At 74.0% G+C, this 22,338-nt stretch carries 18 protein-coding genes; 10 read left to right on the plus strand and 8 right to left on the minus strand.

Going from position 1 to position 22,338, the window contains the following annotated elements:
• Window positions 1–47 precede the first annotated feature (47 nt).
• The 5 genes from ACIQFZ_RS09320 to ACIQFZ_RS09340 all read left to right on the plus strand — a co-directional run bounded on the left by ACIQFZ_RS09320 (window position 48) and on the right by ACIQFZ_RS09340 (window position 5,690).
• Complete coding sequence (locus ACIQFZ_RS09320) at window positions 48–1,253, plus strand: cytochrome P450 (protein WP_365428638.1); 1,206 nt, start codon at window positions 48–50, stop codon at window positions 1,251–1,253.
• Window positions 1,254–1,265: 12 nt separating this feature from the next.
• Window positions 1,266–1,463 carry a ferredoxin gene (locus tag ACIQFZ_RS09325; RefSeq protein WP_402690933.1) on the plus strand — a complete coding sequence of 66 codons (198 nt, stop codon included), beginning with the start codon at window positions 1,266–1,268 and terminating at the stop codon, window positions 1,461–1,463.
• A gap of 141 nt (window positions 1,464–1,604) precedes the next feature.
• Window positions 1,605–2,186 (plus strand): flavoprotein, encoded by a 582-nt coding sequence (locus ACIQFZ_RS09330; RefSeq protein ID WP_402690959.1) that lies wholly within the window; start codon window positions 1,605–1,607, stop codon window positions 2,184–2,186.
• A gap of 33 nt (window positions 2,187–2,219) precedes the next feature.
• Complete coding sequence (locus ACIQFZ_RS09335; protein ID WP_376652739.1) at window positions 2,220–3,188, plus strand: aldo/keto reductase; 969 nt, start codon at window positions 2,220–2,222, stop codon at window positions 3,186–3,188.
• A gap of 267 nt (window positions 3,189–3,455) precedes the next feature.
• The gene (locus tag ACIQFZ_RS09340; RefSeq protein ID WP_402690934.1) at window positions 3,456–5,690 is read left to right on the plus strand and encodes a ricin-type beta-trefoil lectin domain protein; all 2,235 of its coding nucleotides are present in this window, start codon (window positions 3,456–3,458) and stop codon (window positions 5,688–5,690) included.
• 6 nt (window positions 5,691–5,696) lie between these two features.
• Here the strand turns inward: ACIQFZ_RS09340 and ACIQFZ_RS09345 are convergent, their stop codons facing one another.
• The 4 genes from ACIQFZ_RS09345 to ACIQFZ_RS09360 form a co-directional block, all read right to left on the minus strand.
• Complete coding sequence (locus tag ACIQFZ_RS09345; protein ID WP_365427889.1) at window positions 5,697–6,188, minus strand: universal stress protein; 492 nt, start codon at window positions 6,186–6,188, stop codon at window positions 5,697–5,699.
• 20 nt (window positions 6,189–6,208) lie between these two features.
• Window positions 6,209–7,411 carry an arsenic transporter gene (locus ACIQFZ_RS09350; RefSeq protein WP_402690935.1) on the minus strand — a complete coding sequence of 401 codons (1,203 nt, stop codon included), beginning with the start codon at window positions 7,409–7,411 and terminating at the stop codon, window positions 6,209–6,211.
• A gap of 142 nt (window positions 7,412–7,553) precedes the next feature.
• Window positions 7,554–8,267, minus strand: a complete 714-nt coding sequence (locus ACIQFZ_RS09355; protein ID WP_365427895.1) for a DUF4232 domain-containing protein — start codon at window positions 8,265–8,267, stop codon at window positions 7,554–7,556.
• 180 nt (window positions 8,268–8,447) lie between these two features.
• Window positions 8,448–9,827, minus strand: a complete 1,380-nt coding sequence (locus ACIQFZ_RS09360) for a serine/threonine-protein kinase (protein ID WP_365778460.1) — start codon at window positions 9,825–9,827, stop codon at window positions 8,448–8,450.
• Between the two features lie 46 nt (window positions 9,828–9,873).
• Here ACIQFZ_RS09360 and ACIQFZ_RS09365 point away from each other — a divergent pair, with 46 nt between their 5' ends.
• Entirely contained in the window at window positions 9,874–10,425 is a 552-nt protein-coding gene (locus ACIQFZ_RS09365; RefSeq protein ID WP_365427898.1) for an RNA polymerase sigma factor, read from the plus strand.
• A 13-nt stretch (window positions 10,426–10,438) separates the two neighbouring features.
• Here ACIQFZ_RS09365 and ACIQFZ_RS09370 read toward each other — a convergent pair whose 3' ends face one another.
• Entirely contained in the window at window positions 10,439–12,814 is a 2,376-nt protein-coding gene (locus ACIQFZ_RS09370) for a SpoIIE family protein phosphatase (protein ID WP_383062720.1), read from the minus strand.
• Window positions 12,815–13,154: 340 nt separating this feature from the next.
• On the opposite strand from ACIQFZ_RS09370, the gene ACIQFZ_RS09375 reads away from it, so the two are divergent.
• The 4 genes from ACIQFZ_RS09375 to ACIQFZ_RS09390 all read left to right on the plus strand — a co-directional run bounded on the left by ACIQFZ_RS09375 (window position 13,155) and on the right by ACIQFZ_RS09390 (window position 18,333).
• Complete coding sequence (locus ACIQFZ_RS09375; RefSeq protein ID WP_402690936.1) at window positions 13,155–15,443, plus strand: glycoside hydrolase family 9 protein; 2,289 nt, start codon at window positions 13,155–13,157, stop codon at window positions 15,441–15,443.
• A gap of 150 nt (window positions 15,444–15,593) precedes the next feature.
• The gene (locus ACIQFZ_RS09380) at window positions 15,594–15,839 is read left to right on the plus strand and encodes a hypothetical protein (protein ID WP_365435701.1); all 246 of its coding nucleotides are present in this window, start codon (window positions 15,594–15,596) and stop codon (window positions 15,837–15,839) included.
• 3 nt (window positions 15,840–15,842) lie between these two features.
• A complete protein-coding gene (locus ACIQFZ_RS09385) occupies window positions 15,843–16,220 on the plus strand; it encodes a toxin Doc (protein ID WP_365435704.1) in 378 nt (125 codons plus the stop codon).
• A 466-nt stretch (window positions 16,221–16,686) separates the two neighbouring features.
• Window positions 16,687–18,333, plus strand: a complete 1,647-nt coding sequence (locus ACIQFZ_RS09390; RefSeq protein ID WP_402690937.1) for an RICIN domain-containing protein — start codon at window positions 16,687–16,689, stop codon at window positions 18,331–18,333.
• Between the two features lie 14 nt (window positions 18,334–18,347).
• Here the strand turns inward: ACIQFZ_RS09390 and ACIQFZ_RS09395 are convergent, their stop codons facing one another.
• The 3 genes from ACIQFZ_RS09395 to ACIQFZ_RS09405 form a co-directional block, all read right to left on the minus strand.
• Window positions 18,348–19,517 carry a lactate 2-monooxygenase gene (locus ACIQFZ_RS09395; protein WP_376652734.1) on the minus strand — a complete coding sequence of 390 codons (1,170 nt, stop codon included), beginning with the start codon at window positions 19,515–19,517 and terminating at the stop codon, window positions 18,348–18,350.
• Between the two features lie 93 nt (window positions 19,518–19,610).
• Entirely contained in the window at window positions 19,611–20,306 is a 696-nt protein-coding gene (locus tag ACIQFZ_RS09400; RefSeq protein ID WP_402690938.1) for an alpha/beta fold hydrolase, read from the minus strand.
• A 266-nt stretch (window positions 20,307–20,572) separates the two neighbouring features.
• The gene (locus tag ACIQFZ_RS09405; RefSeq protein WP_402690939.1) at window positions 20,573–22,177 is read right to left on the minus strand and encodes a purine-cytosine permease family protein; all 1,605 of its coding nucleotides are present in this window, start codon (window positions 22,175–22,177) and stop codon (window positions 20,573–20,575) included.
• Window positions 22,178–22,338: the final 161 nt, after the last annotated feature.

Here is a 22,338-nt window from a genome sequence, read left to right on the forward strand (position 1 = left end):
ATCTAATGAAGATCGGCACGACGCATCCTTCGTCTGCGAGGTCTTCCATGACAGACCTGACCGAACTGTCCGAGCCCGTCTCCTTCCCCCAGGACCGGGCCTGCCCCTACCACCCACCCACCGGGTACGACCCGCTGCGCACCGCCCGGCCACTGGCCCGCATCCGGCTCTACGACGGCCGCCCGGCCTGGCTCGTGACCGGCCACGCCGTCGCCCGTGACCTGCTGGTGGACCCCCGGCTGTCCACGGACCGCACCCGCTCGGGCTTCCCGGCCACCACGCCCCGCTTCGCCGCGGTCCGCGACCGCAAGCCGGCGCTCCTGGGCGTCGACGACCCCAAGCACCGCACCCAGCGGCGGATGATGATCCCGAGCTTCACCCTCAAGCGCGCCACCGAGCTGAGGCCGCGCATCCAAAAGATCGTCGACGAACTGCTGGACGCGATGATCGCGCAGGGACCGCCCGTCGACCTGGTGCGCGCCTTCGCGCTGCCGGTGCCGTCCATGGTGATCTGCGCCCTGCTCGGCGTGCCCTACGCCGACCACGAGTTCTTCGAGGAGCAGTCGAGGCTGCTGCTGCGCGGACCGACGGCCGAGGACACGCAGGACGCCCGGGACCGGCTGGCGGCGTACCTGGAGGAGCTGATCGACGACAAGCGGCGGCAGCCCGGCGAGGGCCTGCTGGACGAACTCGTCCAGCAGCGGCTGCGCGAGGGCGAGCTGGACCGCGAGGAGCTGACCGCGCTGGCGATGATCCTCCTGGTCGCGGGCCACGAGACCACCGCCAACATGATCTCCCTGGGCACCTACACACTCCTGCTGCACCCCGACCGGCTGACCGAGCTGCGCGCCGACCCCTCGCTGCTGCCGGACGCGATCGAGGAACTCATGCGGATGCTGTCCATCGCGGACGGGCTGCTGCGGCAGGCCACCGAGGACATCGAGATCGCCGGGACCACGATCAGGGCCGGGGACGGCGTGGTCTTCTCCACCTCCGTCATCAACCGCGACGAGGAGGTCTACCCGGCGCCCGACACCCTTGACTTCCACCGTTCGGCCCGCCACCACGTCGCCTTCGGCTTCGGCATCCACCAGTGCCTCGGCCAGAACCTCGCCCGTACCGAGCTGGAGATCGCCCTGCGCTCGCTCCTCGAACGGCTGCCAGGGCTCCGGCTCGCCGCCCCGCCGGAGGAGATCCCCTTCAAACCCGGCGACACGATCCAGGGGATGCTGGAACTCCCCGTCAGCTGGTAAGAGGCTGCCGTCATGCACATCGAGATCGACAAGGACCGCTGCATCGGCGCCGGACAGTGCGCCCTGACCGCGCCGGGTGTGTTCACCCAGGACGACGACGGCTTCAGTGCCCTGCTGCCCGGCAAGGAGGACGGCGCCGGCGACCCGATGGTCCGGGAGGCCGCCCGGGCCTGCCCCGTGGGCGCCATCACGCTGCCCGAGGACGAGTAAGCGGGCCACGCCGACCGCCGGTCCGCCGCGGGACGCGGCGGCCGGCGGTCGGCTGCCCGTCGCGCCGGCCCGTGGCCCCGGCGGCGAAGGATTGACTAGGGTTCCCGGGTGAGCGAACAGGCCCAGCAGCCCTCCGGGGCAATGCCCGGGAAGGAGTCCGGGACAGCGTCCGGGAAACCCTTCCTCTACGTCGTCGTCTGCGCCGCCGGCATCGCCGAGGGCGTCAGCAAGCTGATCACCGCCGCACAGGAGCGGGGCTGGGAGGCCGGTGTCATCGCGACCCCGGTCGCCATGGGCGGCTTCTTCGACACCGCCGCGGTCGAGGCGCTGACCCGTCGCCCCATACGGTCGGCCTGGCGCACGCCTGCCGACCCGCGCCCGTTCCCGCCGCCGGACGCCGTCGTCGTGGCGCCCGCCACCTTCAACACGCTCAACAAGTGGGCCGCCGGGACCGCCGACACCCTTGCCCTGGCCACCCTGTGCGAGACCTACGGCCTGTGCGTTCCGGTCGTGGTTCTGCCGTGCGTCTCCGCCACCCTCGCCGCCCACCCCGCCTACCGGGAGAGCCTCGCCCGCCTGCGCGGGATGGGTGTCCGCTTCGGGGAGCCGTTCTCCGGCGAACCGTCGCCGAACGGCGGCCGGCCCGACTTCGGCTGGGAACGGGCACTGGACCTGCTGGACACGTTTCCGACGCGGACGCCCGCGGGCCGCCCCGGCTCGTGACCGGCGACCGCACCATGGACAGGAGCGCCAACGATGCAGTACGTGAAGCTCGGTTCGACGGGTCTCGAGGTGTCGCGGATCTGTCTGGGCTGCATGACCTACGGCGTGCCCGGCCGCGGCACGCACGAGTGGACCCTCGACGAGGAGGCGTCACGCCCGCTGATCCGGCAGGCCCTTGAGGCGGGGATCACCTTCTTCGACACGGCCAACGTCTACTCCGACGGCACCAGTGAGGAGATCGTCGGCCGCGCGCTGCGCGACTTCGCCCGCCGCGACGACATCGTGCTCGCCACCAAGGTGCACGGCCGGATGCGGCCGGGACCCAACGGCGGCGGGCTGTCCCGCAAGGCGATCATGACGGAGATCGACCACAGCCTGCGCCGGCTGGGCACCGACTACGTCGACCTGTACCAGATCCACCGCTGGGACCCGCACACGCCGGTCGAGGAGACCATGGAGGCGCTGCACGACCTGGTGAAGACGGGCAAGGTCCGCTACATCGGGGCGAGTTCGATGTACGCGTGGCAGTTCTCCAAGGCCCAGTACACGGCCCTGCTGCACGGCTGGACCCGGTTCGCCTCCATGCAGAACCACTACAACCTGCTCTACCGGGAGGAGGAGCGGGAGATGCTTCCCCTCTGCGCGGACCAGGGCGTCGGTGTACTCCCGTGGAGCCCGCTGGCCCGCGGCCGCCTCACCCGGGACTGGGGCACCACCACCGAGCGCAGCACCACCGACGCCTTCGGCGGCCGGCTCTACCCGGAGGGCGACCGCGGCATCGTCGAGGCCGTCACCCGCGTCGCCGGGGACCGCGGGGTCCCGCGCGCCCAGGTCGCCCTCGCCTGGCTGCTGCGTCAGGACACGGTCACCGCGCCGATCGTCGGCGCGTCCCGGCCGGAGCACCTGCGGGACGCGGTGGCCGCGGTCGAACTGGAGCTGAGCGACAAGGAGGCCGAGGAACTGGAACGGTCGTACGGACCGCACGCCGTCAGCGGTCACTGAGGGCGGCAATTGCCCTGCGTATCGGGCAGTAATCGCATTCCATCTGCGGGAATTGACAATTCGTCAACACAGGGCGCCGGGAGCGTTATGCACAAAACCGTGTGATCCCTTGTTGCTCGCCGCTGGCCTGTGCAAAGGTGTGGCCAGTCGGCGAGCAGGCCATGGGTCCTCCCTCTGCGCGGTGGACGTTCGAGATGCCGACACGCCTTTCTGGGACGGATTTTTTGGTACGGACCAAATCCGCGGTGTGTATGGAGGAATGCGGTCGTGAAAGACCCGGGCACGTCCAATTCCCCCACGTCACCCGGTCCGTTCGGTACCACGGACGAGCAGTTGAGCGCCGAACTCCGGAAGTGGACGGGTACTTCGCCCGCTCTGCTGCCCGTCGGTGAACTCCTCGACCGGCACTGGGAGGCGGCCTTCACCTACGCACGGCTGTGCGCCGACGGCCCGCATCCCGCGGGCATGCTCACCACCGCGGCCTTCACCCGCCTGTTCGGCGAGTCCCTGCGGCAGTCCGGGCCGACCGCCGCCTGGCGGCCCCAACTGCTCGTCACCGTACGCCGGATCGCGGCGGAGTGGAGCACGGACCACCGCCAGGAGATGCTGCACCCGGAGTTGAGGGCCGCGGGCGCGGACGGCGACCGGATCGGCGCGCGGCTGCTGCCGCCGGGCGACCGGCGTCTGCTGTCCCGGGCGTTCCAGCGGCTGCCGCAGACGGGGCGCGCCCTGCTGTGGCACGCGGAGGTCGAGGCCGAACCCGCCGCCGCCCCGGCCCGGCTGCTCGGCCTCGACGAGGAGGACGCGCGCGTCGAACTCCGGCGGGCCCGGGAGCGGTTGCGCGAGGAGTGCCTCCAGGTGCACCGCGAGGTCGCACCCCGCCAGGAGTGCCTGCTCTACCTGCGGCTGCTCGACGTGACCTACCGGCGCGGCGGCGTCCACGTCGACCCCGATCTGCGCACGCACCTGGCCGGCTGCACGCACTGCCGGCACGCCGCCGACCAACTGGCCCAGTTCAACGCGGATCTGGGCGGCGCGCTGGCCGAGGGCGTCCTCGGCTGGGGCGCCCGCGCCTACCGTGCCTCCCGCCTGGCCGGCCCCTCGACCGCGACGGAACCGGAACACCCCGCGCCCGCCGCCGAGTCGGGGCCGGTCGCGCCCGCCCCCGAGTTTGGGCCGGCCGTGCCCGCCGGGGGAGAGCCGTTCGCGTCGGGGTGGCCGGGGACGCCGGGCGGGGGCGAGCCTTTCGCGCCGGATCCGTCCGGTCCGCCGGCCGCCGGCCCGGCGTACCCGGCCGGGCGGCCCGACGGCCCGTACCCGGGCGGCGCCCTCGGCACCGACCCGGCGGGTGGGCCCGCCCCCGAGATGTTTGCCGCCGCTCCCTTCTCGGCCCCCGCCGCTGCCGAGCCCTGGGGTTCCGCCCCGCCACCCGCCACCGCGGCCGGTGGCCCGGCCCCGCAAGCGGCATCGGCCGGTCGCGGTATCGGGGCCGAGCCGGCCTCTGCCGAGCGCCGGGCGCCAACACCGGATGCGGAGCCGGCACCGGCCGGTCGCGGCGCCGCGGTAGCGGGACCGGGGGACGGTGTGGCGTCGGCGGGCGGGACGGCCGGGGGCCGTGCGGCCGCGCGGGGGCGGGCGGCCCGGAAGGCGGCGCGGCGGGCGCGGCAGCGGAACCTGGCCATCGCGGTGGCGACGGTGAGCGGGCTGGTCGTGCTGCCGCTCGCGCTGTGGGCGGTGTTCGGCTCCGGGGACGGAACCCCGACGCGCGCCGAAGGGCAGCCCTCCGGGCCGCCCGCCACCGGCGTCTCGGCCTCCGGACCGTCCTGGACCGGAGCCGGGACGGCGGCCAGGGGCACCCTGCGCGGACGGCTGCACAACGCCGCGTCCGGACTGTGCGTCGACGTCGTCGGCAAGAAGGCCGTCGAAGGCGCGGAAACCGAGTTGGCGGCCTGTTCCTCGGCCCCCGGCCAGCAGTGGGTGTACGAGACCGACGGCCTGTTGCGCAGCGGCGCCGCGCCCGGCCTGTGCCTGGACTCCCACCTCGGCTACTCGGTACGGCTCGCCCCCTGTGTGGACGGCTCCGGGCCCGGCGCCAGGAACATCCGCTACGACTTCACCCTTCAGGGCACCCTCGTACCCCGATTCGACCAGGACCTGGCCCTGACGCCCGCCGCCACCGACGGCGGCGGCGCCCTCGTGCTCAAGACCCGCGCGAAGAGCGACACCCAGCGCTGGGCGATGGACACCTCGACGCCGGAACTCCAGATGGAGGTCGTCAACTGGGACCTGGACGGCGGCTCGTCGGCCCGGCCCGGCCCCGGACCATCGGAGCCTGCGAAACCGCCGGCGACGCCCGCCCCGGCCCGCAGTGCGCCCCGGACGACCCCGCCGCCCACGCCCGGCAGCGCCGAGCCGTCCCCCACGGACCGCTGCTCCTCCCATGGCCACCCCTGCTCGTGGGACGACAGGAACAGGCACCACCGCCACGGCGGTGGCCGCTGAGCGACGTCAGCGGTGGTGCGGCGGCGGTGGCGGCATCGTCGTGAGGTCAGGCGCCGCCTCCGGCCACACCAGCAGCACCGCGCAGGGCGCGTGGTCGACGGCGAACCGCGCGGCCGGACCCAGACTGTGCGGGCCGAGCCGCTCGCGGTCGCCGTCGCGGGCGAGCACCAGCAGGTCCGCGTCCTCCGCGGCCGCCACCACCTCGCGCTCCACCCGCCCGCGCCGCTCCATCCGGGTGCACGGCCGCCCGAGCCGGGCCGCGGCCGCCTCGAGCAGCTCGGCCGCCGACGTACCACCGAGGTCCGTCAGCAGGTCGCCCGGGTCGCGTTCGGCGCGGCCGCGGCCCAGCAGCCCGGCGAAGGCCCCGTGCGCCACCGCGGGCACCTCCGGCCCGCTGACGTGCAGCAGGACGACGTCGGACGCGTGCGGAGCATGGGTGCGTACAGCGTCCACGCAGGCGGGCCAGGTGCCCTCCACCAGCCAGGTGATCACACGCATCCGGTCGGCCTCCTTCCGTTTCACAGCAGCGTCAGCGCCCCCCACAGTGCCACCACGGCCGGTACGAGCGCGGCCGGCACGGCCAGCAGACCCAGCCGGGTGAACTCCTTGAGGTCCACACCGTGTTCGTGCTGGTGCACGATCCGCCGCCACAGCAGGGTCGCCAGCGACCCGGCGTAGGTGAGGTTCGGGCCGATGTTGACACCGAGCAGCACGGCGAGGACGGCCCCCGGCCCGGTCGGCGCTGTCAGCGGCAGCAGGACCAGCACCGCGGGCAGGTTGTTGATCAGGTTGGCGAGGACGGCGGCCAGCACGGCGACGGCGAGCAGCGCGGGCAGTCCCGTACCGCCGGGCAGGATGTGCCCGAGGGCATCGGCGAGACCGTTGTCGACCACCGCGCGGACCACGATGCCCAGGGCCAGGACGAAGGCGAGGAAGGCCGGCGCCGCGGCCCGCACCACGCTCAGCGCTGTCGCCCTGCGCCGCAGCACCGCGCGCCCGGCCAGTACCAGCACCCCCGCCAGGGCGGCCCACACCGGCGCCACGCCGAACGCGGAGGCCACGACGAACCCGGCGAGCGTGCAGGCCAAGGTGACCAGGGCGAACAGCGGCAGCTCGGGCATCTCGCCGGTGCGCGGTGAGGGCACCGCGGCGGCCAGGTCGCGGGCGAAGAAGCGCCGGAACACCACGTACTCGGCGCCGATCGCCACCAGCCACGGCAGCGCCATCAGCGCCGCGAACCGGGTGAAGCTCAGCCCGCTCGCCGCGAACGCCAGCAGGTTGGTGAGGTTGGAGACCGGCAGCAGCAGCGACGCCGTGTTGGACAGATGCGTGCAGGCGTAGACGTGCGGCTTGGGCCGTACGCCGGTGCGGGCGGCGGTGGCGAACACGACCGGCGTCAGCAGTACGACCGTGGCGTCCAGGCTGAGCACGGCGGTGATGACCGACGCCAGCGCGAACACGGCGGTCAGCAGCCGCACCGGGCGCCCGCGCGCCCGGCGGGCCATCCACGCACCGCAGGCCTGGAACAGCCCGTCCACGTCGCAGAAGTGGGCGAGCACCAGCACCGCGGCGAGGAACCCGACCACCGGTCCCAGCCGCTCCGCCTCGGCCCGCGCGTGGTCCAGCGGGATCGCACCGGTGGCGACGGCGATCCCGGCGGCGGGCACGGCCATGACCGCCTCGGGCCAGCCGAAGGGGCGGACGACGGCCCAGGCGAGCACGGCGACGAGCAGGACGACCGAGAGGGCCTCGGCCAGCGGGGTGTTCAGTGCGGTGTTCCTCCGGACGTGACCGACGGTGCCCGCCCATCAAAGCAAAGGGCCGTGCCGGGCCTCCGCGGGAGAGCGCCGCCGACGGGACGGGTCAGGGCTCGGTGCCGGGGCTGAAAACCGTCAGGAACACCGAGGAGGCGTTGCCGCCCACGGGCACCTCGCCGGCCGTCCACTTCACCGTGAGGTGGTCCCGTTCGTCCGGCGGTGTGACGATCAGCGAGGCGGGCGTCGCGGTCTTCGCGCCGCTCACTCCGGGGTTGGAGAAGGTCAGCCCCGCCCAGGCGCTCCGGCCGGGCTTCAGCGTAACCGTGGTGGGTGTGCCCGAGGACCGCTTCGGGTCAGGGCCCAGCTGCCTGCCGGAGGCGTCCACGAAGGCGGCGCCGGGATAGCCGCGCACGGCGCAGGTGCGGCCGGAGGTGTTCGTCAGGACGACCGGGAAGTTCTCCTGCCCGGCGCCCGGGTTCTCCCGGCCCACCGACGCCCTGAGTTCGGAGGTGTGACAACGGGTGCTCGTTGCGGGGGTGCCGGTGCCACCCGTGTTCCGGGCGGTGCCCGGGGCGGAGCCGGTGGCCGTGCCGCTAGGGGGCGCGGCGCCGCCGCTGGGTGCGGAGCTCGTGCCGGGGGCCGTGCCGGGTGTCGTCCCGGCGGTGGTGCCGCCGGTCGCGGGCGCGGCGGTGCCGGACACCTTCTGCGGAGCGCCGCTCGTGCCGCTGCCGTGGCCGCAGGCGGTCAGCGGAAGGCCCAGCAGGGCGACCGCGCCGACGAGCAGGGCCGCCCGGCGGGCGGACGGGGACTTGTGCGCCATGTTCCACGCTCCTGGGTCGCTCGCACGCGGTGACCGCGTGCCTACGGCGCCGGGTGCGCCGTCCTGAGTGTCCGATGCACGGACCGGGCGAAAAGTTCGCGGCCGCCCGCACCTTTCTCTCGGTGACTTCTTCCCGCGCGGACCCCGGCCGGCTCTCACCCGTACGGGGTGGAGCGGCTCTCACCCCGTACGGGGTGAGGTGACGCGCAGGGAGCCCAGGACGCCGTCGGTCGCGTCGCCGCCGCCGTGCTGACGGATCTGCACGTACACCTGAGGTTGCCCGCCGCCGGCCGGGACCAGCGCGGTCTCCGTGAGCCGACCGCCGCCGGGGCAGTCGCTCCAGGTCCGGATCCGGCCGTGCCACCGCCCGCCGGTGTAGGCGCGGGCGCCGTCGTAGTGGCAGCCCGGGTGGCCGAGGGCATCGACCCGGGCGGTGACGTCGCCGTGCTCGCTCAGTCCGGCGAACACCCCGCGCACGTCGGCCCCGAGGTCCTGCCACCGGTTCAGGTCGTCGGCGACGGCGAGCCCCGGCTCGTGCCCGGCGGGCAGCCCCAGCGCCGCGGGATCCCAGCCGGAGTCGCGCAGTTGGCGCCCCCAGCCGTCGGGCACCCGCACCGCGATCCGGCCGGTGGCGTCCTCGACGCCCACACCGGAGACCGAGGACGGCCGGTTCACCAGGGCGAAGGCGGCCCCGGCGACGGCGACGGCCGCCACGGCGGCGGCCAGTGCGACGGTCCTGGACCGCCCGCGCGTCCGGACGGCGGCCGCCGGGGCCGAGGCCAGCCGGTCCAGCTCGTCCGCGAACGCCTCGGCGGTGGGCCAGCGCCGCTCCCGGTCAGGTTCCAGAGCCCGCATCAGGGCCCGGGCGACCCCGGGGTCCAGGCCCGGCCGCAGCCGCTCGGGTCGTACCACCTCGCCGGGCTCGGCGGGCACCGTGCCCGTGACGAGCCGGTAGCCGACCGCGCCCAGGCCGTAGACGTCCGCCCGCGCGTCGATGCCCGCGCCGGGCCCGGCCTGCTCCGGCGGCCGGTACCCGGCCGAACCCGCCGCCAGGGTCAGGCCCGAGGCCTGCGCCAGGCTCTTGGCGAGCCCCAGATCGGCGAGCAGCACCCGGCGGGTGCCGTCCGGCGCGGTGCGCAGCAGCACGTTGCTCGGCTTGACGTCCCGGTGCACGATGCCGGCCTCGTGCAGGGCGTGGGCGGAGCGGGCGGCCAGCGCGGTCAGCCGCAGGGCCTCCGGCAGCGACAGCGGACCGGCGGCGAGCAGGTCGGCGAGGGTGCCGGCGTCGGCGTACTCCATGACGAAGTACGGTCTGCCGTCGGGCAGTTCACCGATGTCGTAGACCTGGACCACCCGGGACGAGCCGGCCTTGCGCAGCAGCCGTGCCTCGGCCAGGAACCGCTCGCGCACGTCGAGGCGGTGGGACCAGTTCTCGGCGAGGACCTTGACGGCCACGGGGGCCTCGAGCTCGTCGTCGTGGGCGAGCCACACCGTGCCGAAGGCGCCCGTGCCCAGGCGCCGTTCGAGCCGGTAGCGGCCGATCCGCTCGAGGGAGTGCATGCGACTATCATGCCTGCCCCGGGATCGACGCAAAGGGGGCCTTGTCGTGCAGAACGCCGCGCCGGTCGAAGACCTCGCCCGCCGTGCCGCCGCCGGTGACGGCACCGCGCTGGAGACCCTGCTCCAGCAGGTCCGGCCCGAGGTGCTCCGGCGCTGCGGGCGTTTCCTGCCCTGCCGCGAGGACGCCGAGGAGGCCGCGCAGGACGTGCTGCTCCAGATCGCGCGAAGGATCACCTCCTTCGAGGGCCGCAGCCGTTTCAGTACCTGGCTCTACACGGTTGTCGCCAACTGCTGCCGCCAGAAGTACCGGGAGCTCAAGCGCCGCGCCGCCGAGCAGCCCGCGCGGATCGAACCCGCGCAGTACGCCGACCCGCGCACCACGAGCGTCATCGCGGGCTCCCGGGTGGACCTGCTGGAGGCGCTGGAGCGGCTGGAGCGGGAGCATCCCCACCTGGTGGCGCCGCTGGTGTACCGGGACATCTGCCGGCTGGAGTACGCCGAGGCCGCCGAGCGGGCGGGCATCCCGCTGGGCACGCTCAAGTCGCGGCTGTACGAGGCGCGGCGGCGGGTGCGGCCCTGGCTGGCCGACGGGTCCTGAGACCCGGCCGGGTTCAATCGTCCTCGATCAGGCTCAGCTCAGCCCAGATCGTCTTGCCGTCGGCGGTGTGCCTGCTGCCCCACCTCCGGGTGAGCTGGGCGACCAGCAGCAGGCCGCGGCCGCCCTCGTCCCAGGTCTTGGCGCGGCGCAGGTGCGGAGCGGTGTGGGTGGTGTCGGACACCTCGCAGGTCAGGTGCGACTCGTCCTGGATGAGCCGGAGCCGTATGGGCGGGGTGCCGTACCGGATCGCGTTGGTGACCAGTTCGCTGACCACCAGTTCGGTGGTGAACGCCGCCTCGCTCAGCCCCCAGTCGTCGAGCCGGTCGACGACCTGCTTGCGGACCGGCGCGACCAGCGACGGGTCGGCGGGGATCTCCCAGGTCGCCACCTGGGAGGGCGGCAGGACGCGGGTGCGGGCCAGCAGCAGCGCCGCGTCGTCGGAGGCGCCGCCCGCCGGCAGCAGGGTGTGCAGGACGCGGTCGCAGGTCTCCTCCAGCGAGCCGCTACGGGCGGCCAGCGCCTCGCACAGCAGCCGGTGCCCGGCGTCGGTGTCCCGCTCGCGGCTCTCGATCAGCCCGTCGGTGTAGAACGACAGCACGCTGCCCTCGGGCAGTTGGAGCTCGACGCTCTCGAACGGCAGTCCGCCCAGGCCCAGCGGCGGACCGGAGGGCAGCTCCACCCGGCGGGGCAGGCCGTCCGGCGGGACCAGCACCGGCGGCGGGTGCCCGGCGCGGGCGAGCGTGCAGCGCTGGGAGACAGGGTCGTACACCGCGTACAGACAGGTCGCGCCGACCTCGCCTGGCCGTCCCTCGGCCCCGGCCTCGGCGGACATCCGGGCCACCACGTCGTCCAGATGGGTGAGCAGCTCGTCCGGGGCGAGATCGATGTCGGCGAGGGTGCGCACGGCGGTGCGCAGCCGGCCCATGCTGGCCGAGGCCTGCACACCGTGCCCGAGGACGTCCCCGACGACCAGGGCGACCCGCGTCCCGGACAGCGGGATCACGTCGAACCAGTCGCCGCCCACCCCGGCCCGGGCCGCCGGGAGGTAGCGGGAGGCCGCTTCCACCGCGGCGGTGCGCGGCAGGCTGCGGGGCAGCAGGCTGCGCTGGAGCGCGAGGGCGGTCTCCCGCTCGCGGGAGTAGCGCCGGGCGTTGTCGATGCAGACGGCGGCGCGGGCCGTGACCTCCTCGGCCAGCAGCACGTCGTCGGGCATGAAGGGGGCGGGCTGCCGGAACCGGGTGAACACGGCGACCCCGAGGGTCACGCCCCTGGCCCGGATCGGCACGGACATCGTGGCGTGGACGCCGAGTTCCCGGGAGTGCAGGCGGCGCACCGGGTCCCAGGACAGCCACTTCTCGAGGTCGCCGGACTCCTTGGAGATCACTACGGAGTGGCCCGTGACCAGGGAGGCGCCCTGCGGGGAGGTGGCCGGGTACAGCTCGGTCCGCCCGGCGGCGCCCAGCGCCTCGGGGCTGCCCGCGTTGACGGAGCCGTGGGCGGCCCGGCGCAGCACGACCGGCATGGTCACCGGCCCGGTGAGCGGTTCCCCGCCGTGCTCGGGCGGGTCCAGCAGGTCGACGCTGACGAAGTCGGCGAGGGCCGGGACGCAGACGTCGGCGAGTTCCTGCGCCGTCCGGGCGACGTCGAGGGTGGTGCCGATGCGCACACTCGCCTCGTTGACCAGTTGCAGCCGTTCGCGCGCCCGGTACTGCTCGGTGAAGTCGTGCGCGGCGACGCACACCCCGCACACCCGTCCCTGCCGGTCGGTGATGGGGGACATCCGGGCCAGCCAGGCGCTCACCTGGCCGTTGCCGCCTATCGGCACATACGTCCGCACGTCGTTCCCCCGGCCGGTGGTGAGGACCCGGTGCATGTGCCACTCGAAGTCCTCGCTCTGCCGGCGGCCGCCGATCTCGGAGAGGCGCAGGCCCCGCAGCCGATCGGCCGGCACCCCGATCACGTCCGCCATGGCGGCGTTCATGCCGTGCAGCCGCAGCCGCTCGTCGTAGATCGCCACGGCGCACGGGGACTGCATGAGCTCGGCCCGGGCCAGCGGGTCGTCGGGGTCCGGGGGGCCGCCGCCCTCCAGCGGGGTGACCAGGAGCCAGTTGCCGCCGTCCTCCGGGCGCCGGTGGTGGGCCAGGACCCACACGGGTACGGCACGCCCGTCACGGTGCCGCACCGTCAGCGTGCCGTTCCAGCGGGGCTCGTCGGGAAGGGGGGTGTCCGGGGCGTCGGCCAGCAGGGTCGCGGCCTGCTCGCCCAGCACCTCCTCGGGCGCCCAGCCGAGCAGCCGGCGCGCGCCCTCGTTCCATTCGACGAGGACGCCGTGCTCGTCGACGACGGCCCGAGCCGTGGCGGCATCGTCGAACGGATACACGGGGCTCATCGTCGCCACTCCATCGCGCACACTCACAGTGAACAGGTGCGTCACTTCCGTTCCAGCCTAGTGCGTGGCGGCGCCGTACGGACGGCGACCCCCCTGCCGGTCGAACGCGGTCACGCGGCCGGGCCCGCCGTGCGGCGCGCCGGTGCCAGGGACGGACGCGTCGGCGCCTCGGACGGAAGGCCGGTGCGACGCTCCGGCAGGGAAAGGCCGGGCCGGGCGGCCGGGGAGGCAATACGTCCCGTCGGGACCGTTGACGGATGTCATGGCTGCAACAAACATGGTGCCTTCGCCCTTGGGAGCGCTCCCATGGGTGCCCGTACCTCCTCCGAGGAGCCCAGACGTGAAACGACGCAGAACCACCCTGCTGTCCGTGGCAGCCCTGCTCGCGGCGGCCCTCACCACCCTGCCGTCCGCCCCGCAGGCCCTGGCCGACGAGGTCGAGCAGGTCAGGAATGGCACCTTCGACACCACCACCGAGCCGTGGTGGACGACGAGCAACGTCACCGCGGGCCTGTCCGACGGCCGGCTGTGCGCGGACGTGCCCGGCGGCACCGCCAACCGCTGGGACGCCGCCGTCGGACAGAACGACATCACCCTGGTGAAGGGCGAGACCTACAGGCTGTCGTTCACGGCGACCGGCACCCCCGACGGGCATGTCGTCCGGGCGCTCGCGGGGCTCTCGGTGGCGCCGTACGACACCTGGTTCGAGGTGAGCCCGCAGCTGAGCGTCTCGGGGAACGCCTACTCCTACTCCTACACCTTCACGTCCCCCGTCGACACCACCCAGGGCCAGGTCGCCTTCCAGCTCGGCGGCACCGCGGACCCCTGGCGCTTCTGCCTCGACGACGTGTCACTCCTCGGCGGCGTTTCGCCGGAGGTGTACGAGCCCGACACCGGGCCGCGGGTGCGGGTCAACCAGGTCGGCTATCTGCCCGGCGGCCCCAAGAACGCCACGCTGGTCACCGACGCCGGTGCCAAGCTGCCCTGGCGGCTGCGCGACGCCCGCGGGACCGTCGTGGCCCACGGCTGGAGCGCGCCGCGGGGCACGGACGTCTCCTCCGGGCAGAAGGCGCACTCGATCGAATTCGGCACCTACCGGGGGAGCGGCAAGGGCTTCACCCTGGTCGCCGACGGCGAGACGAGCCACCCGTTCGACATCCGCGCCGACGTCTACGACCAACTCCGCCTGGACTCGCTGAAGTACTACTACACCCAGCGCAGCGGCATCCCGATCCGCGAGGACCTGCGCCCCGGCTACGCCCGCCCGGCCGGCCACCTGAACGCCGCCCCCAACCAGGGCGACGCCAAGGTGCCCTGCCAACCGGGCCTGTGCGACTACACGCTCGACGTCACCGGCGGCTGGTACGACGCCGGCGACCACGGCAAGTACGTCGTCAACGGCGGCATCACGACCTGGGGGCTGCTGAGCACCTACGAGCGCACCCTGCACGCGCGCACCGCCCGGCCCGCGAGCCTCGGTGACCGGACGCTCGCCGTCCCGGAGAGCGGCAACAAGGTGCCCGACATCCTGGACGAGGCCCGCTGGGAGCTGGAGTTCCTGCTGAAGATGCAGGTTCCGGCCGGGCAGCCGCTGGCCGGCATGGCGCACAGCAAGATCCACGACGAGCAGTGGACGGGGCTGCCGCTGCTGCCCAGCCAGGACCCGCAGAAGCGCGAACTGCACCGGCCCACGACCCAGGCGACCCTGAACCTGGCGGCGACGGCCGCGCAGGCGGCCCGCCTCTACGAGCCCTACGACCGGGCCTTCGCGGCGAAGGCGCTGCGGGCCGCGCGCACGGCCTGGACCGCCGCGCTCGCCCATCCCGCGGCCTACCCGGACCCGGACGACGGCATCGGCGGCGGCGCGTACCCCGACGACAACGCCACCGACGAGTTCTACTGGGCGGCCGCCGAGCTGTACCTCACCACCGGTGAGCGGCAGTTCGCCGACTACGTGACCAAGTCCCCGCTGCACACGGCCGACATCTTCGGCAGCGTCAGCTTCGACTGGGCCGCCACCGCGGTACCCGCCCGCCTCGACCTCGCCACCGTCCCCAGCCGGCTGCCCGGCCGGGAGAAGGTGCGCCAGTCGGTGATCAAGGGCGCGGACACGTACCTGGCCACGCTGAAGGCGCAGCCCTACGGCATGCCGTACGCGCCCGCCAACAACGTCTACGACTGGGGCTCCAACAGCCAGATCCTCAACAACGCCCGGGTCCTCGCCGCCGCCTACGACCTTGACGGCGCCGTGAAGTACCGCGACGGCGCGGTCCAGAGCATGGACTACGTCCTGGGCCGCAACGCCCTCAACATCTCCTACGTCACCGGCTACGGCACGGTCAGCTCCCGCAACCAGCACAGCCGCTGGTACGCCCACGAGCTCGAGCCGAGCCTGCCGAACCCGCCGAAGGGCACCGTCGCGGGCGGGGCCAACTCCAGCATCCAGGACCCGTACGCGCAGAGCAGACTCCAGGGCTGCGTGGGCCAGTTCTGCTACATCGACGACATCGAGTCCTGGTCGACGAACGAGACGGCCATCAACTGGAACGCGGCGCTGGCCTGGATGGCCTCCTTCGCGGCGGACCAAGGCCGGGCCGCCGGACCGCCCGCCCACCCCGGACGCGGGTGAGCGAGCCGGGCCGAAGGAGCGCCGCCGCGTCCCCAGCGGCGCGGCGGCGCGCGGCCCCGACAGCCGCGGACCCGCCCCCTGGTACCGCTGTCTCGCAGCTGTGATCAGCGGATATTTACGGGAAAGTACCCGCGCGGTACCGTGTGGACCATGCCAGCTCTCAACGTGGAGTTCAGCGACCGCGAGCTCGAGGACCTGCGGCAGATCGCCAAGGAACGGGGTACGTCGATGAAGGCACTCGTGCGCGAGGCCGCTGCCGCGGACATAGCCCGGCACCGGGCCCTCCAGGAGGGCGCCGAGGCCTTCCGGCGGTTCTTCACCGCCCACGCGGACGAGTTCGCGACGGCCTTTCCCGAGGATGAGAAAGCCACGAAGGGCGAGGGGCGGGCAGCCTGACCGATGACCCCCGTCATCCACATCGACGTTCCCTGGCTGCTCCAGCGCCACGAGGAAGTCCTGCCGGACCAGCCCGCCGTCGACGACTTCTCGGCCCTGGTGGCCGCCGTCGCCCGCCACCGCGTCGACCCGCCGCGTCTCGGCGTCAATTCGGACCCCGCCTGGCGGGCCGCCGCCCTGCTGCACACCCTCGCCGTGCTCAAACCCCTGCCGTCGGCCAACGCCCGTTTCGCCTGCGCGACGGCCGTGGCCTACATGTTCGTCAGCGGCGTCGGCATCGACCCGCCCTACGGCGCCCTCGTCGATCTCAGCCGCGACCTCATGTCCGGCAAGGCCGACGTCTACGGCGCCGCCGACCGCCTGCGCTCCTGGGAGATCTGACACCGCTCGCCGTATGCCCCCCGGGGCCGCCGGCCGTGGGCGGGAGGAACACGGTCGGCGGCCCGGCGCGCGCAGGAGAGCCGCCGTCCTGCGCCGGGCCCCCTGGAGAGGCCGGCACCAGTGCACTCCCGGGCCGGGCGTGCGGGGAGCGTGCGCGCGGCGCCGGTGTGTGCGCGTGCTTCACACGGGGCGCACGGCGACGGTGGGAACGCGTAGACGTGCACCGCTCGGTGGCGTACGCGCACACCGCCCGGTGACGTCCCGCTTCCTGAACTTCCGTCAATGATGCCCGTGTTGTCGGTATGTCTTGTTGTGTGTCAATGAGCTGTGCAAGGCTGAGCGGCCCGTGCGTGGGCAAGGGCCGGTCCTGAAGGGACAGTTGGGGAGTCGAGCCGATTCGTCCGCCGGCCGTGTGCCAGACCCGCGGGCTCGCTCCACACAGGTACGTACCAAAGGAAGCCTCTTCGTGCCCACCCCCCACCCCTCCCGTCCCCCCAGCCCGCCGCCCGGCGGGATCCCCGGGGAGCCCGACGAATCCCTCGCCGCGCGGCTCACCGGCAGCACGGACGACGAAGTCGCTCACTGTGTCGCCCTGCTGATCGCCCGCCACTGGCAGCCGGTCCACGACTACGCGGTGATCTGCCTCGCCTCCCCGGCGCCCCTCGCGGCCATGGTGACCTCGGCCGCCTTCCACCAGGTCTTCGACCGGCTGACCCTGGGCGAGCCGGGCACCGCGCTGCGCCCCCGGCTGCTGGTGACCGTGCGGGACACGGTCCGGCTGTGGGCCGCCGAGGACCGCGTGTCCGCCGCCCTGCCCGAGCTGCACAAACCCGCCGGAGGCCGGGGCATGCGGACCGCCGCGACCCTGGTCCCGGAGAACCGCAGGCTCGCCCAGCGGTCCTTCGAGTGCCTCGCCCCGGCCGCCCGGTGCCTGCTGTGGCACACCGAGGTGGAGGCCGAACCGCTCGGCGTCCCGGCCGGGTTGCTGGGCATGGACCTCGACACGGCCTCCCGCACCCTGGAGGAGGCCAGGGACAAGTTCCGCGAGGGCTGCGTGCGCGCCCACCGCGAACTCGCGCCGACCGACGACTGCCGCTTCTACAACCGGCTGCTCGACGTGCCGATCCGCCGCGGCGGCGCCCTGCTGCCGGACGTCGAGCGGCATCTGGACGACTGCCGCTACTGCCGGGACGCCGCCGCGCAGCTCGGCCAGGTGGAGAACGCACCGGGCGCGCTGCTCGCCGAGGCGGTGCTCGGCTGGGGCGCCCGCCGCTACTTCGACTCCCGCCCGGGCCGCGCCGGGCACGCCGCGCGCACGAAGGGCTCCGCCCGGCACGGCGGGGGACGGCCGGCCGGAGGCGGCCGGCACCGGCTGCTGTCCCGGATCGCCGCGCCGGTCCGCCGCGCCCAGGGCGGCCCGCGGTCGTCCCGGATGCTGCGCACCGGCCTCGGCCTCGTCTCCGCCTCCCTGCTCGCGACCGTGCTCGGCGTCAGCCTGTGGTCGCACGGCGACGGCACCGCCCCGGCCGCGTCCACCGGCGCGTCCGGCACCCGGGACACGGTGCACGGCGCCGACTCCGAGGCCCCGTCCGGAGGTTCCGCGGCACCCGGCACCGCCGGGCCGTCCCCGTCGACCGAGGAGACCCGGCTGCGCAACATCGCGGCCGGCCTGTGCCTGGCCGTCCGGGGCGAACCGAAGGCCGGAGCCGCCACCGCACTGGCCGAGTGCTCCTCGGCCTGGAGCCAGCGGTGGACGCTGGAGGACGACGGGCTGCTGCGCAGCGTCGCCGACCCCGGCCTGTGCCTGGACTCGCACGCGGACGCGGGCGTGGTCGTCCTCGGCACCTGCGCGGAGGCCGGTGACGGGCGGGGCCCCGACGTGCGCTACGACGTGGGCGGGCAGGGAGAGTTGCAGCCCCGCTGGGGCGAAGGACTCGCCCTCACCTCCGCCTCGCCGCAGGCGGACGCGGACATCGTCGTCAAGGTCGGCGACGGCACCGCCGCGCAGCGCTGGGCGGCCGACTCGGCGTCGGTGACTCCGGGGCCGCTGTCGGTCGCCGGGCCGGGCAGGCCGTCCGCCCGCCGGGCCGCACCGCCGGACGTCACCATGTGAGCGGCCGTGGCCGGTCAGGCGGGGTCCTCGACGAGGTCGCCCGCGCCGACCGTGTCCGGTCCGGCGTGACCCGCCAGGGCGAGCGTGAGGTCGAACTCCGCGAGCAGACACCGGAGCACGTGCTCGACGCCCGCCTGGCCGTCCAGCCCGAGCCCGTACGCGTACGGCCGGCCCAGCAGCACCGCCCGCGCACCGAGGGCGAGCGCCTTGAACACGTCGTCCCCGGTGCGCACACCGCTGTCGAACAGGACCGTCAGCCGGTCGCCGACCGCCTCGGCCACCCGGGGCAGCGCGTCGGCGGCCGCGACGGAGCCGGCCACCTGGCGCCCGCCGTGGTTGGACACCACCACGCCGTTCATCCCGGCGTCGGCGGCCAGGCGGGCGTCGTCGGGGTGCAGGACGCCCTTCAGGACGATCGGGCCGTCCCAGTTCTCCCGCAGGAAGGCCAGATCCGGCCAGGTCTTGCCGGGATCGGCGAACATGCCCACGAAGTGCAGCACCGCCGCGTTGGGATCCTCGTGCACCGGCTTGGCCAGACCCGCCCGGAAGGCCGGGTCGGAGAAGTAGTTGGCGGTGCCCACTCCGTGCAGGAACGGCAGGTACGCCTGGTCCAGGTCGCGGGGCCGCCAGGCCAGCAGCGGAGTGTCCAGGGTGACCACCAGGACGCTGAACCCGGACGCCCTCGCCCGGCCCAACAGGCTCCGGGTCACCTCGCGGTCCTTGGCCCAGTACAGCTGGAACCAGCGCTCGGCGCCCCCCATCGCCTCGGCGACCTGCTCCATGGGCGTACTGGAGGCCGACGACAGGACGAACGGCACACCCTGCGCCGCGGCGGCCCGCGCCGCCGCCGGCTCCGCGTCCGGGTGCAGGATCGACAGCACCCCGATCGGCGCCAGCGCCAGCGGGGCCGGCAGGGCCCGGCCCAGCACCTCCACCGACAGATCGCGCGCGTGGACGTCCCGGAGCATGCGCGGCACGATCCGGCGCCGGTCCAGGGCGGCCCGGTTGGCCCGCGCCGTACTGCCGTTGCCCGCGCTGCCCGCCACATAGCCCACCGGGCCGGGGCCGAGCCGCTGTTCGGTCAGCTCCTCCAGGCGCGTCAGGTCGGTGGGCAGCCGGGGTACCGCGCCCGTCATGCCGTTGAGATAGATCTCGTACTGGAAGTCCGCCCAGTGCTTCGCCATCTGTCCCTCCCGAAGTCGCCCGTCACGCGCGTCACCCGACGATACTGGCCGGTAGGCGCGGGCCGGCACCTCCGGGAGCGGACCGCCTGCTCGTCAGTCCACGGCCGCGGACTCGACCAGGATCCGGGCCAGTTCGCGGGGACGGGAAAACATCGGCCAGTGGCCGGTGTCCATCTCCACCAGCTCCCAGCGCTCGCTCTTGAGCGCCTCGGCCACGGCGGGCGGCGGCTCGGGTCCGTCCAGCAGGCACTTGACGTACGTCGCCGGCAGCTCGCCGACCGGACGCCGCAGCACGGCCGGCTCGGTGAGCGTGGCGCCGGGGTGCGGCGTGCCCTCGGTGAGGATGCGGTGGATCTGCTCGGCGGTCAGCTCCTGGCCGGCGTAGGCGTCCGGGGGCAGCGGCGGCCAGCAGCCGTCGTTCGCGTCGAGCGCCCGTCGGACGTCGTCGCTGTCGAACCCTGAGAGGAACGTCCGGCCGTCGACCGGGACGTCCGAGTCGATGAACACCACGCGCCGCAGCCGCCCGCCGATCCGCTCGGCCGCCTGCCCGACCGGGATGCCCGAGTAGCTGTGCCCGACCAGGACGACGTCCCGCAGGTCGTGGCGCTCCACATGACCGACGATGTCCTGGACGTGGGTCTGCTGACCGGCCGGCAGGTCCTTCTTCTCGGCGAGGCCGCCGAGGGTGAGGGCGTGGACGTCGTGCCCGGCCTCCCGCAGGCCGGGCACCACCTCGTCCCACGCCCACGCACCCAGCCACGCGCCCGCCACCAATACGAGATGAGTCATGCCCGCCAACGTATCGGCAGGGTGTGACAACGACCCTGGGCCCTGTCGTCACATTCCCGTCGTCGCCCGAAGGGCGGCTCCGCGGCGTCTGGTGCGTGCTCTCGGCGTGCCGGGCGGAAGTCCTCGTACTGGACGTACTTGGGCTTTCGCCCGGTGTGGCGAGAGTGCGTGCCAGGCGTCGAGGGGCAGGCGGGAATGTGACGACAGGGCCCAGCGCCGCGGGTGAGGAGGGCGGCCCGCAGCGGCGCGCAGCCCTCCAGGACCGGTCAGCCGGCCTTCGCGGGCGCCGCCGCCACGCCGCCTTCCTGCGCGCCCGGTCCGGTGACCGGCGGCACCGGGACGTCGACGGCACGGGCCAGCCGCGGACCCTCGGGGCCGTAGACCGCCCGGGGCTCGGGGAACAGCCACAGCAGCGCCAGGAACAGCACCGCGGCCGACGCCAGCGACAGCGGGAGGCTGATGTCGACGCCGTTCGCCACATCGCCCAGGGGGCCGACGAACTGCCCGGGGATGTTGGTGAACAGCACCCCGATCAGCGCCGACACCCACCAGGCGGTCAGGCCGCGCCAGTTCCAGCCGTGCGTGAACCAGTAACGGCCGCCGCGCTGACGGCGGTTGAAGACCTGGAGCGCGTCCGGGTCGTACCAGCCGCGGCGGGTGTAGAAGCCGAGCATCATCACGACCATCCACGGCGTGGTGCAGGTGACGATCATCGTGGCGAACGTCGAGATCGACTGCACCAGGTTCAGCGCGAACCGCCCGATGAAGATGAACGCGAAGGCCAGCAGTCCGACCAGCACGGTCGCCCGCACCCGGGACAGCCACGGGACCACCGAGGCGAAGTCCAGTCCGGTGCCGTACAGGGAGGTCGTGCCGGTCGACATGCCGCCGATCAGCGCGAGCAGGCACACCGGCAGGAAGAACCAGCTCGGCGAGATCGCGAGCAGCCCGCCCACGAAGTCGGGAGCGGCCGGGTCGACGTACGCGGGGGCCTTGGTGGCGATGATGCTCGCCGCCGCCAGGCCGAAGACGAACGGCAGCAGGGTGGCGATCTGCGCCAGGAACGCGGCGCCGACCACCCGGCGGCGCGGGGCGTCGGCCGGGATGTAGCGCGACCAGTCGCCGAGGAACGCGCCGAAGGAGACCGGGTTGGACAGCACGATCAGGGCCGCGCCGATGAACGACGGCCAGAACATCGACCGTGTCGCCGCGTCCGCCGAGGCGGTGAACACCCCGTCGTACCCCGGGTCGAAGTCGCCGGCGAACGCGACCGCGCCGAGCAGGAACAGCACGCTCGCGGAGGTCACCGCGATCTTGTTGACGAACAGCATGAAGCGGAAGCCGTACACGCAGACCACGAGGACCAGCGCGGCGAACAGCGCGTAGGCGACGGCGTACGAGGCGGTGCCGCGCGGCAGGCCGAAGAGCCGGTGCGCGCCGCCGACCAGGGCGTCGCCGGAGCTCCACACCGAGATGGAGAAGAACGCGGTGGCGGTCAGCAGCGACAGGAACGAGCCGACCACGCGGCCGTGGACACCCAGGTGCGCCGAGGACGAGACCGCGTTGTTGGTGCCGTTGACGGGGCCGAACACCGCCATCGGGCACAGGATCAGCGCGCCCGCGACGACCCCGAGGACGGTGGCCGCCAGGCCCTGCCAGAAGGAGAGGCCGAACAGGATCGGGAAGGCGCCCAGCACACAGGTGGAGAAGGTGTTCGCGCCGCCGAAGGCGATGCGGAACAGGTCCAGGGGCCTGGCGGAGCGGTCGGCGTCGGGGATGCGCTCGATGCCGTGGGTCTCGACCTCGGTGAGGGACGGCGCGGCGGGGGAGGGGGCGGGCGGCTGGGCCTGCGGTGACTGCTGCGAGGACATGGGGGCTCCATCGGAGGACGGCGGTGGAGCGCGTGGTGGCGCGGCGGGTGGACGGGCGCTCGCCGGCGCGGGGTGTGCGGCGGGAAGGGCACCGTCCTCGGGGGTCCGCTGACGCTAAGGCGCCGTGCGTGAGCCGCACCAGAGGACGGTTCGTCCATCTT

Origin of the sequence: Streptomyces sp. NPDC093064 (assembly GCF_044754605.1) — a bacterium.
GTDB lineage: Bacteria > Actinomycetota > Actinomycetes > Streptomycetales > Streptomycetaceae > Streptomyces.

What these genes read in the sequence shown, in the direction of transcription:
- ACIQFZ_RS09320 (WP_365428638.1), top strand. Translation starts at nt 48, where the DNA reads ATGACAGACCTGACCGAACTGTCCGAGCCCGTCTCCTTCCCCCAGGAC.
- ACIQFZ_RS09325 (WP_402690933.1), top strand. Translation starts at nt 1,266, where the DNA reads ATGCACATCGAGATCGACAAGGACCGCTGCATCGGCGCCGGACAGTGC.
- ACIQFZ_RS09330 (WP_402690959.1), top strand. Translation starts at nt 1,605, where the DNA reads ATGCCCGGGAAGGAGTCCGGGACAGCGTCCGGGAAACCCTTCCTCTAC.
- ACIQFZ_RS09335 (WP_376652739.1), top strand. Translation starts at nt 2,220, where the DNA reads ATGCAGTACGTGAAGCTCGGTTCGACGGGTCTCGAGGTGTCGCGGATC.
- ACIQFZ_RS09345 (WP_365427889.1), bottom strand. Translation starts at nt 6,188, where the DNA reads ATGCGTGTGATCACCTGGCTGGTGGAGGGCACCTGGCCCGCCTGCGTG.
- ACIQFZ_RS09355 (WP_365427895.1), bottom strand. Translation starts at nt 8,267, where the DNA reads ATGGCGCACAAGTCCCCGTCCGCCCGCCGGGCGGCCCTGCTCGTCGGC.
- ACIQFZ_RS09360 (WP_365778460.1), bottom strand. Translation starts at nt 9,827, where the DNA reads ATGCACTCCCTCGAGCGGATCGGCCGCTACCGGCTCGAACGGCGCCTG.
- ACIQFZ_RS09370 (WP_383062720.1), bottom strand. Translation starts at nt 12,814, where the DNA reads ATGAGCCCCGTGTATCCGTTCGACGATGCCGCCACGGCTCGGGCCGTC.
- ACIQFZ_RS09380 (WP_365435701.1), top strand. Translation starts at nt 15,594, where the DNA reads ATGCCAGCTCTCAACGTGGAGTTCAGCGACCGCGAGCTCGAGGACCTG.
- ACIQFZ_RS09385 (WP_365435704.1), top strand. Translation starts at nt 15,843, where the DNA reads ATGACCCCCGTCATCCACATCGACGTTCCCTGGCTGCTCCAGCGCCAC.
- ACIQFZ_RS09395 (WP_376652734.1), bottom strand. Translation starts at nt 19,517, where the DNA reads ATGGCGAAGCACTGGGCGGACTTCCAGTACGAGATCTATCTCAACGGC.
- ACIQFZ_RS09400 (WP_402690938.1), bottom strand. Translation starts at nt 20,306, where the DNA reads ATGACTCATCTCGTATTGGTGGCGGGCGCGTGGCTGGGTGCGTGGGCG.
- ACIQFZ_RS09405 (WP_402690939.1), bottom strand. Translation starts at nt 22,177, where the DNA reads ATGTCCTCGCAGCAGTCACCGCAGGCCCAGCCGCCCGCCCCCTCCCCC.